Origin of the sequence: Nodularia sp. UHCC 0506, assembly GCF_034931045.1 — a bacterium.
Classification (GTDB): Bacteria; Cyanobacteriota; Cyanobacteriia; order Cyanobacteriales; family Nostocaceae; genus Nodularia.
On record NZ_JAYGHH010000085.1, the window covers coordinates 1 to 8,957 of the forward strand.

The window sequence follows — 8,957 nt, forward strand, 5'->3', positions numbered from 1 at the left end:
CCGTTAGCACCAAAATAGGGATAATTCCCAGCCCGTCGCGCTGACTCCTTCACAGGACGGCGCTTGCTATCGAGAAATTCAACAACTTCACCAAGACGTTTGAGCGGATATGCACCGCTAAAGGAATTTCGTGAAATCATTGTTCCACCTCTTCATGCACTACTTCCTTATAACGATTCAGGTTCAAGTCATACCCCTGAAAAGCAATATCAACCTTGGGTACACAAAAACTCTGAACCGTGCGCGATGATCGCACGCTCTGGAAAAACTTATCCCAAGAAACTAGAATATCGTGTAAAAAATCTGTATAATTTCGTTTCATATATAGATAGCCTCAGACAATACACGCTCACGCATTCGAGGCTTTAACCCATTTTTAGTAACAATATCTACCTTCAAGCCAAAAAGCTGACTTAAATAATCCCTAAGTTCCACCAACATAATAAAAGTCGGTGCTGTTTCATAATCAACCAAAATATCTATATCACTTGCTTCTGTTTCCTCTCCCCTAGCATAAGAACCAAAGATACCAATTTCTGTAATTTGATAATTTTCACACAGCGATTGCTTTTGTAGTGATAAAACTTGTCTAATTTCATTAATATTTTTCATCATATTTTATCCCTGTAAAACTTCAGCCGCAGTTAACTGAAGATTATCAAAAATGGAAGAGACAATCGGACTTTCTCCCTGATAAACGCGCTCATCATAAAATCCCTCTACCCATTCCAAAACCGTTACCTTTTGGGCAATAGGATCAACAATCCAATACTCCGCAATTCCCCTGGCTGCATACTCAGAACGCTTATAACGATAATCCCGATTTTCCTGATTCGGACTCACCACCTCAACCACCAACAAAGGCGGCGGCATATCCATCAAAATCAGCGATCGCGTAGCTTCTTGCATTACATTGGCTAACTCCTCAGAATAAACCACCACATCAGGCACACGTACCCCTACCTGTCGGCTATGAACAGCTACCTCTGCCTTCATCCGCAGCTGATAAGATGGAATTCCTAATCGCAAGAAACAAGCAACCAAAAACATCGCTATCCTTTGATTAATATCACTTTCCGAAGGCATCGGAATTAATTCTCCGTTTTCTAATTCATATAAAGTATCCGTCCCATCGTCATAATTAAGGAATTCTTCAAAAGACATCTTTTTAGCGGCTACAACTGTCATTGCTTTTTCTCCCATAGTTAGCTTGTATTAACTATTTTAACAATGCCTCCAAATCCTTCATCCCTTGCTGAATCTCGGTTTCTAACTTCGCCAAATCAGCCAGAATATCTTGAGGTGGGCGATGTTCCACCTCTTCATGCACCACTTCCTTGTAACGATTCAGGCTCAAGTCATACCCCTGAGAAGCAATATCAACCTTGGGGACACAGAAACTCTGAGCCGTGCGCGATCGCTCTCGTTCGGTAGTATTGCGCGATCGCCAACGACTCAACACATCCGGCAGATTATTCTTAGTATGTTCCTCTGCTGTTAACTCCGCCGTCGGGACAGCACCTAACTTCTCCTCAGCCAGCAAAGGCGCTCTTTTATCGTCCAAACTCCAGCCATCAGCATCCACATCGTAGAACCAAACAAAATCAGTCCCACCGGAATTAGTTTTAGTAAATAGCAAAATCGCCGTAGAAAGACCCGCGTAGGGCTTAAAAACACCACCCGGCAGAGAGATTACAGCATCAAGCTTCTGCTCCTCCACCAACAGACGGCGCAGTTCCTTATGTGCCTTAGAAGAGCCAAACAGCACCCCATCCGGGACAATTACCGCCGCCCGTCCCCCAGGCTTGAGCAATCTCAAAAACAAAGCCAGGAATAGCAACTCAGTCTTCTTCGTCTTAACTATCGCCAACAAATCCTTAGCCGTGTTCTCATAGTCCAAAGACCCAGCAAAAGGCGGATTAGCCAGGACAAGAGTATAAGCTTCTTCATCACCAGAATGCTCCTGTGCCAACGAATCCTGATAACGCACATCCGGGTTTTCCACACCATGCAGCAGCATATTCATACTGCCAATCCGCAGCATGGTATTATCAAAATCGAAGCCGTGAAACATCTCATGGTGGAAGTGTTGCTTCAGCTTGGCATCGCGGAGAATTTCCGGGTGATGCGATCGCAGGTATTCATTCGTAGCCACCAGAAAGCCGCAAGTACCACTAGCCGGATCACAAATCACATCCCCCGGACTGGGTGCAGTCAGTTCCACCATCAGCCCAATAATGTGGCGCGGCGTGCGAAACTGCCCATTTTGTCCAGCCGCAGCAATCTTACTGAGCATATATTCATAGAGGTCGCCTTTGGTATCCCGGTCTGCCATTGGGACACCATCGAGCAAATCTACCACCTTAGACAGAAGCGCTGGGGTGGGAATTGTGAAGCGGGCATCCTTCATGTGGTGGGCGTAAGTCGATTCATCGCCGCCCAAAGTCCGCAGGAAAGGAAAAACATGGTCATTAACTACCGCAAACATCTCCGGTGCGGCTAAGTGCTTAAACCTCGACCACCGCAAATCATCATAAGCACGCTCTTTGATATCTTCACCCTCTGGAAAAATCCGCCGTTCCATCGGGCGCTTGAGTCGGTTAGCTTTGTTTTCTTCCAGGGTATGTAAATCGTCGAGGCGACGCAGAAACAGCAGGTAAGTAATTTGCTCAATCACTTCCAGGGGATTGGAGATACCACCCGACCAGAAAGCATCCCAGATTTTATCGATTTGACTTTTAATTTCCCCTGAGATCATCTTGTGTTTTTCTTATCGGTAGAGTGCAATGAACAAAGTAAGCAGCGCCGCATCACATTTTATCCTCAAGTATAAGGAAGAAATGGTTAACTGAACTGTATTGTATTATCAATCAGCAACACAAATATTTTTGGCTCAAGATTCCATATCAATACAAATCACTGTCACGAAGGGATCAATTACTGATTCCGGGACATCAATTGTTAATTCTCCCAAAGGATTGGGATTGAGAATAGAATCCATAATGGCACAGCGACTGGTAAAATCTAGTGGTGTACTATCAGCAAGAACATACACCGATTTTATTTGTTTGATTGGTATACCTCTAACCGATATGCTTTCATAAGGTTTCATTAACAGATGTAAATAAATGCGATCGCCTTCGGCACACGAAGCGCTAACGCCTTTACGAGTTGAAGGTCCATAAAATTGCCAGGGTTCTAATCCTGGGATTGTATCCATTATGCTTTCAGAATTTTTAGCTATTTCGCCGTAAGCCTCCCACTAAAACGGTATTCCGTTTAGTGGTGAGATATAAGGCGGTTAAAAATAACGCGACCTCCGCCCAATTCAATCCGGAGGATTGACAGGAAGGGGGTCAGCATTATTTTTAACGCTCTCTGTTTCGACTTCGCTCAACACAAGTGTATTTGGTAATCTGTCAACCCAGTCTTCTACAATCTGCGTGACTGTTTTATCTTTCGTTACAGCATAAGAGCGAAGTTTGTTCAATCTGCGCTCAGACATTCTGACATTTAATCTAGTAGTTTTCATAATTGTCTACCCGTTGTTGTCACTTGTATGTTATCATAGTCTTATATCTGAGGGTATATAAGTGTTCACGGAGCGTCACGGAGTGAGGATAGCGTACCAATACAAGCTACGACCAACAACAAAGCAAGCCATTGAAATAGACAGATGGTTAGCTATGCTGTGTTCACAGTACAACTATCTGTTGGCTGATAGATTTGATTGGTATGAACGCAATCGTTCACCGATTAACGCTTGTCCTCTTGTCTGCCATATACCAGAATTACGGGATAATCCAGACTATTATTCACAAAAGAAAACGCTACCACAGCTTAAAAAAACTCATCCTTGGTACGGCGAAATTTACTCGCAAGTATTACAGGACATAGTTAAACGAGTGAAGGTGACATTTGACCGTTTTTTAAAAGGTGATAGCAATGGAAAACGAAGTGGGCGACCTCGCTTTAAATCTCGTGAACGTTACCGCACGTTTACATATCCACAGATAAAAGATGGGTGTTTACAAGGCAGTCTGATCACTTTGCCGATGTTTGGTATAGTCAAGGTTATTTTGCATCGCCCAATACCTGACGAATTTAAAATTAAAACTGCATCAGTCACAAAAAAAGCTGATGGTTATTATTTGAGTTTAAGCCTTGAAGATGCTACAGTTCCAACAATTAAACCTGATTTCAATCCAGATTCTATAACTGGTATCGACCTGGGTTTAAAAGACTTTTTGACAACTTCCGAGGGTAATGTTGTCACAATCCCTCAGCATTACCGTAAATCTCAAAAGCGATTACGGGTCATTCAAAAACGGATCTCACGCCGTAAAAAAGGAAGTAATCGGCGTAAAAAAGCTATTAAGCAAGTCGCCAAGCAGCACAAAAAAGTAGCTGATAAACGTAAAGACTTTCACTTTAAAATAGCGAACAATCTACTGAAAAAATATGACGTTGTAGTTCATGAAGATTTAAACGTTAAAGGTCTTTCTCGTTCCATACTAGCCAAATCTGTACATGACGCTGGATGGTCAAACTTCCTGTCCATATTGACAACCAAAGCCGAAAATGCTGGGTTATTGGTAATGGCAGTGAATCCATCAGGTACATCACAAGATTGTTCTAGTTGTGGGCTGAAAGTTCCTAAAAAGCTGCACGAACGCTGGCATGACTGCCCTAATTGTGGATGCAGTCTTGACCGTGACCACAATGCAGCAATCAATATAAAGAATAGAGCCGATGGTCACGCGGTTCTTAAAGCTCAACGCCTCCTAAGCAATAGCCGGATTGGTTGAGAAGCCCACACTGTACCTGTACTCAGGTCAGTGTGTGGAGTGTGTCACACATCCATTCAGCGATATCTTGCAGACGCTCCAACTGCTCAGGTGGGATTTTGCCATTACCCATTGGACTGATATTAAGTAAAAGTTTCCCGCCTTTCGCTGCTACTTCACACAACGTATGGATTAATTGACGAGAGGATTTGAACTTGCAATCATCAGGGTTATATCCCCAACTCTCGTTAATAGTCAGACAGGTTTCCCAAAGATGCTTAGGAGGTTGGGGAGGGATAAATTGCTCAGGAGTTGCAAAGTCTCCACAATTTAGCAGGCGATCGTTAATCAGAATATTAGGTTGTAAATCACGAATCATTTTTGCTAATTTTTGAGTTTGCCATTGCTCCGGAGTCCTTTCCCAACTACCATCAAACCAAATAATGTCAATCTGACCGTAGTTAGTTAATAATTCTCTGATCTGATTAAACAGGAATTGGATATATCGCTTCCATTGTTCCGGTTTGGGTTGAGGGAGTTGGTCAAAACGATAAGGGATGTAGAAACCCATAGTTCAGGCGGAGCCAACTATGGGTAATTCATAATCCGACATCAAAGGATGGTAAATTTATAGCTCACACTCATATCGGTTAGGACAGCCTTGATTACTCAAAGCCTCGAAATAACTGAATTTAGCCGATGTTCACGCTCTGCTCTCAGCGCAGCTATGCCCGCAGAATTTTACAGCCCTTTGCTATAACTGCATAGTATACATTTTTCCCTATTTCCATGTCGGATTTTAAAATACGACAGAAAAAATCACCTTATGAAGCAGATAGTTCTTTCACTTATCGCGAACGCCGGTGGCGTAGGCAAAACCACACTCAGCGTACACATTGCCTATGAAATGAGTCGCCTGGGCTTTGATGTCGCAATCATCGACTTAGATCCACAACGTTCTTTGGATGTATTTTGTGGATTACCTCCGGCTGAAGTATCAACCACTTTAGTTAAGGTATTATCAAAAGATTTCCAAGGAGATTGGGATTTAATTTCGGTTTGGGAACAATCAAAAACTCAAGTTTGTCAGGGACATCCACTTTTAGCGGAAATAGCCAATGAATTAGTTATTCGCAAACGAGGAGAGTACACACTAAGCGATCGCTTAAAAAAATACCCTTTGCCTCACAATCTAGTAATTTTGGATTGCCCCGCTACTTTAGGAATGTTAAATGTTAATGCTTTAGCTGCCTCAACCCATATATTAGTTCCAGTGCAATTGGAAATGAAAGCCATTTCTGGTTCAGCAGAATTAGTAGAGTGGTGTATTTCTACAGGTGATGAGTTACAGTTAGAACCTCGCCCACCCATTTTGGGATTTGTGCCGAGTATGTATGATGATACGGTGGCAATGCACAGACAATATTTAGAGCAATTGCCAGAAATTGCCGAACATTTACATTTAAAGCTTTATCCTAAAGTTCGCAACTCAAACGAATTCAAAAATGCCAGCGCTCACGGCTTACCTTTACGAAAATACCGTCCCAAACATCCTGCCTGTGGAGATTTTCAGCAAATTACAGATGATTTAGCAGCTTTAATTCAGGAGAAGAAATAATCGTGGCATTGCCTAAAATTGCTAACAAATTTAGCGGCGCAATACAAAAAACAGAGCAAGAGCAAAAATTTGCTGAACTGCAAGCCGAAATAGAAAGATTGAGAGCCGCCCAATCTCCAGATTTAGAAAATGAATTGCAAGAACTTCGAGAACAGCTGCAAAACCAATCAGGAGAAGCACAAATTGATTTAGCCCTCATCGATCCTAATCCTGATCAGCCTCGGCAAACAATTACACCAGAACTAATACAAGCGAAAGCCCGGTTGCTTAAAAAACATGGACAAATTTCAGCAGTAATTCTAGTCCCACAGGGGAATGGTCGTTACACCTTACTAGATGGACAACTCCGGACTGAAGCAGCTAAATTGCTGGGTTGGTCAACTATTCGTGCAGTCATAGCGGCAATGCCTAACGACTTAGATCAATCGGCATTACTAACTTTTCTTGGCTTTGAAGATTTGAATCCTTTAGATAAAGCAGAGGCAGTATTTAAGGAAGTAATCAAGTCTACTGATTTGGAAATGGATGAAGTTGCCACAATGTTAGGCACGGTAATTAAAAGAGTGGAGAGAGATGGCAACAGTAAGGAACTTGCAAAGTTAATGGCTGTGAGCGCTGATGAACAACAGCAAGGCTTAGAAATATTGGGGATTACGGGTAAAGAACAAAGTTTACTACGAGTGCTATTAGAGTTGGGGTTAAATCCGAGTTCAGTGAAAGCTAATCTCATGCCAATGCTGTACCTAGCTCCAGATTTAAAACAAGCAATTAGGCAACAGGGACTCAAAGGCGCTCATGCTTTAGCGTTGGCAACTCTCTCTGCCAAGACACTAGATATATCAGAAAATCAAGCAGCCTCTGAACGGATGGCAACCACAGATGAAGTTTTAAAGAAAAATCTGACGGTAGCAGAAACTCGTGAACTGATTAAAAAAATTAAGACCAAGTATTTGAAGTCACAGAAACAAGAGTTAAAGGAAATAAAAACCATACTTCAAAAAGTTAATGGGATTTCTGAAGATTTACTCACCAGAGCTAGTAGTAAACAACTTCAAGAAATGCGCTCTCTATTACAGCAAAAATTAGCCGAAGTTGATAAAGTGATTGCCGTGACTGATTGACTCAGGAGATATACTAAAAACGGATGATTGCTAGACTTTTGCTTAGGGAAAAATCTTTGTATATCAATACTCCTGGCGATTTTAAAAGTAAACCAGCAACCCGTTTTTAGTATACCAATAATTTAGGGATCATGCAAAAGCTGACATTTCTACCATCTTTAATAACGGCACTAACAGCGCTCACACTTACCAGTTGTAGCACCGTGACTGCTGAACAGTATGAAGCTACAGCGCTTACCAGTTATACCTGGCAAGTGAAATATGCCAATAATTTAACGAATGCACCACAGCCACGGGTTGAAACCTTTGCAAATGTTTCAGTACTAAATCAGAATGGACTGAAACCATCAGCAGCAGTTGTTGGTCCAGATGACCGGGGTTTGTGGTGGCCAACTGTCCCACCGAAACCAAGTATAGATGAAGTGGAACAACGCAAAAAACCTCAAGAAGAGGCAAGTCAACCTGAATTATTGAAAGATGTCAAATATCAACTGACATATACAGTGGGGGAGGAGCAAAGAACACTACCTACCAACTATGATGTTTACCGACAGGTGGTGAAAGCTTACCCGTCCCAAATACCTTTGCAATTAACTTTGGGTGTGAATGATAATTCAGTTGAAAAGGTTGAACCGATAGCCAAGTAAGGCTTACGCAATTTTTGAATTTGTGGCAGGGCGACAGAATATTTGAGATATTTCTTGTTGAATTGTTCTCAATCAGATGAAATCGTAGGCGAACCATAAGCGATTTATGTGTGATCCCGCATTTCTCACAACTACAGAGTTGGCATTCCCCAGAATCTTTATCCAGAAGATATTTCGGGTATTTTTGACAGGTTATTTTTTGATGCAGTCTGAAAACCCGGAATCTAGATTTTACAAGGTTTGGAGAATTGTATGGGCAAATTCGGGTTATCTGGCGATCGCTCACACCTCATATTTCTAATATCCAACTCCAATAATTGCATTAAATAGTGTGTAAATATTCATAGAACTACTATAAATTACTAACTAAAGTAAATTTGGGCTACAAGTGGGTGGTGTGTGGGGGTTAGGTATACCCCAAAAAGAGATGAGAAACTTGGAATTATATCCTTTAACCCCTACATATTACCTACATAAACCCTATGCAGGAGTCATTTAGGGTATGTATTGCTAAAATAAAATAATTTGGGGTATATATAGGGGTTAAGTAGTGGATAAATATACCCTAACGCGAAAATTGAAAATAATTGAAAATTTAGCCCCTATATAGGGTATATATAGGTAATGCTTAGGGTCTGTTTGTACCCCACGGCTTTTTGTACCCCACTTAACCCCCATGCCCAACATTCACGCCTTACAAAAAATTTTTCCAGCAGGATTCGATAATGGTTACGGCAGCCTGAAACTTTTCGTCGATGGATTTGAAGTCGTTCGCATCCCCAGT

The 8,957-nt window shown here is 41.8% G+C and carries 11 protein-coding genes; 4 read left to right on the forward strand and 7 right to left on the reverse strand.

Annotation, left to right across the window (positions count from 1 at the left end; genetic code table 11):
- Nucleotides 1–136: 136 nt before the first annotated feature.
- The 6 genes from VB654_RS24665 to VB654_RS24690 form a co-directional block, all read right to left on the reverse strand.
- Nucleotides 137–322, reverse strand: coding sequence for a hypothetical protein (locus tag VB654_RS24665; protein WP_323216472.1), 186 nt, complete (start codon nucleotides 320–322; stop codon nucleotides 137–139).
- Entirely contained in the window at nucleotides 319–615 is a 297-nt protein-coding gene (locus VB654_RS24670; RefSeq protein WP_323216473.1) for a nucleotidyltransferase family protein, read from the reverse strand. Before VB654_RS24670 ends, VB654_RS24665 begins: the two co-directional genes overlap by 4 nt.
- Nucleotides 616–618: 3 nt before the next feature.
- Nucleotides 619–1,188 (reverse strand): Uma2 family endonuclease, encoded by a 570-nt coding sequence (locus VB654_RS24675; protein WP_323216482.1) that lies wholly within the window; start codon nucleotides 1,186–1,188, stop codon nucleotides 619–621.
- A 31-nt stretch (nucleotides 1,189–1,219) separates the two neighbouring features.
- Nucleotides 1,220–2,758: a class I SAM-dependent DNA methyltransferase gene (locus VB654_RS24680; RefSeq protein WP_323216474.1), complete on the reverse strand. Its 1,539-nt coding sequence runs from the start codon at nucleotides 2,756–2,758 to the stop codon at nucleotides 1,220–1,222.
- Nucleotides 2,759–2,893: 135 nt separating this feature from the next.
- Entirely contained in the window at nucleotides 2,894–3,220 is a 327-nt protein-coding gene (locus VB654_RS24685) for a hypothetical protein (protein ID WP_323216475.1), read from the reverse strand.
- Between the two features lie 108 nt (nucleotides 3,221–3,328).
- A complete protein-coding gene (locus VB654_RS24690) occupies nucleotides 3,329–3,532 on the reverse strand; it encodes a hypothetical protein (RefSeq protein ID WP_323216476.1) in 204 nt (67 codons plus the stop codon).
- Nucleotides 3,533–3,614: 82 nt separating this feature from the next.
- On the opposite strand from VB654_RS24690, the gene VB654_RS24695 reads away from it, so the two are divergent.
- The gene (locus tag VB654_RS24695; protein WP_323216477.1) at nucleotides 3,615–4,808 is read left to right on the forward strand and encodes a transposase; all 1,194 of its coding nucleotides are present in this window, start codon (nucleotides 3,615–3,617) and stop codon (nucleotides 4,806–4,808) included.
- Between the two features lie 22 nt (nucleotides 4,809–4,830).
- Here the strand turns inward: VB654_RS24695 and VB654_RS24700 are convergent, their stop codons facing one another.
- Nucleotides 4,831–5,358, reverse strand: a complete 528-nt coding sequence (locus VB654_RS24700) for an alpha-L-fucosidase (RefSeq protein WP_323216478.1) — start codon at nucleotides 5,356–5,358, stop codon at nucleotides 4,831–4,833.
- A gap of 255 nt (nucleotides 5,359–5,613) precedes the next feature.
- Between VB654_RS24700 and VB654_RS24705 the strand changes: the two genes are divergently transcribed.
- The 3 genes from VB654_RS24705 to VB654_RS24715 all read left to right on the forward strand — a co-directional run bounded on the left by VB654_RS24705 (nucleotide 5,614) and on the right by VB654_RS24715 (nucleotide 8,173).
- Complete coding sequence (locus tag VB654_RS24705; RefSeq protein ID WP_323216479.1) at nucleotides 5,614–6,405, forward strand: ParA family protein; 792 nt, start codon at nucleotides 5,614–5,616, stop codon at nucleotides 6,403–6,405.
- 2 nt (nucleotides 6,406–6,407) lie between these two features.
- Nucleotides 6,408–7,526 (forward strand): ParB/RepB/Spo0J family partition protein, encoded by a 1,119-nt coding sequence (locus VB654_RS24710; RefSeq protein WP_323216480.1) that lies wholly within the window; start codon nucleotides 6,408–6,410, stop codon nucleotides 7,524–7,526.
- 131 nt (nucleotides 7,527–7,657) lie between these two features.
- On the forward strand, nucleotides 7,658–8,173 hold the full coding sequence (locus VB654_RS24715) for a hypothetical protein (RefSeq protein WP_323216481.1): 516 nt from the start codon (nucleotides 7,658–7,660) through the stop codon (nucleotides 8,171–8,173).
- Nucleotides 8,174–8,957: the final 784 nt, after the last annotated feature.